General features: G+C 72.0%; 1 pseudogene. It reads right to left on the bottom strand.

The window, feature by feature from the left end:
* Positions 1-1,061, bottom strand: a pseudogene (locus AOK22_RS35315) (DUF7847 domain-containing protein); the annotation flags it as partial.
* Between the last annotated feature and the right edge of the window lie 16 nt (positions 1,062-1,077).

A 1,077-nucleotide genomic window follows, 5' to 3' on the forward strand; every position in this document is an offset into this window, starting at 1 on the left:
CCGGCGGCGCGGGCGAGTTCGAGGTCGAGGGCCTCGCGGCGGATCCGCTGGTCGATGTAGAGGAGCACGGTGACGCCGGCCGTGATCGGGAACGTGAGCATGGAGCCGATCACCGAGCCGACGCCGTTGATGATCAGGAAGGTCCAGCCCAGTTCACCGGCGCTGTTGACGAAGCCGGTGACGCCTTCGCCGCTGAGCGCGCCGGCGATGAAGGTGAACGGGATGACGATGATCGACGCCACGACGTTCGCGATGATCGCGGCGAGCAGCTGGATGCCGAAGACGCGCCACCAGGAGCCGTTGACCAGCTTCACGGAGCGGGCCATGGACTTCTTGACGCCCTGCTTCTCCAGCATGAGCGCGGGGGAGGCGAGCGAGAAGCGGATCACGATCCAGATGGCGGCGATGCTCGCGGCGAGGCCGCCGAGGACGGCGAGGCTCGCGCCGGCCTCGGAGGCCCCCGCCACGGCGATCAGCACGCCGGGCATGATGCCGACGAAGACGACCGCGGCGCCGATGAGCGGGATGAGCAGCGTCAGGCCGAACAGCCGCGCGAGCTGGGGGCGGGAGTCCTGCCAGGCCTCCGCGGTGGTGACCGACTTACCGAGGACGGCGCGGCTGGTGACCATCGTGAGCAGGGCCGTGGCGACGATGGTGCCGAGCAGGGTGATCACGAGGACCACTCCGGAGTTCAGCATCGTGTCGCCCAGGGCGCGGGTCAGTTCGCCGACGGTCGCGCTCGGGTCGTTGAGGGCCTCGGTGTCGACGGACTCCTTCAGGACGAGGCCTTGGAGGAGGACGACCACGATCTCCGTGAACACGGCGACGGCCAGGGAGATGCCGAGGACGGTCCGCCAGTGGGCGCGCATGGTCGACACCGCGCCGTCGAGGATCTCGCCGACGCCGAGCGGGCGCAGCGGGATGACGCCGGGCTTGGCGGCGGGCGGGGGGCCCTGCCAGGAGCCCCAGCCGCGGTAGCCCCCGGGGCCTCCCGGGCCGCCGGGGGGCCGGCCGCCCCAGCCGCCGCCCTGGCCGGGCGGCGGGGGCGGTGGAGGCGGCTGTCTCTTCTACCCATCT

The sequence above is a fragment of the Streptomyces silaceus genome (genome assembly GCF_001419745.1).
GTDB lineage: Bacteria > Actinomycetota > Actinomycetes > Streptomycetales > Streptomycetaceae > Streptomyces > Streptomyces silaceus.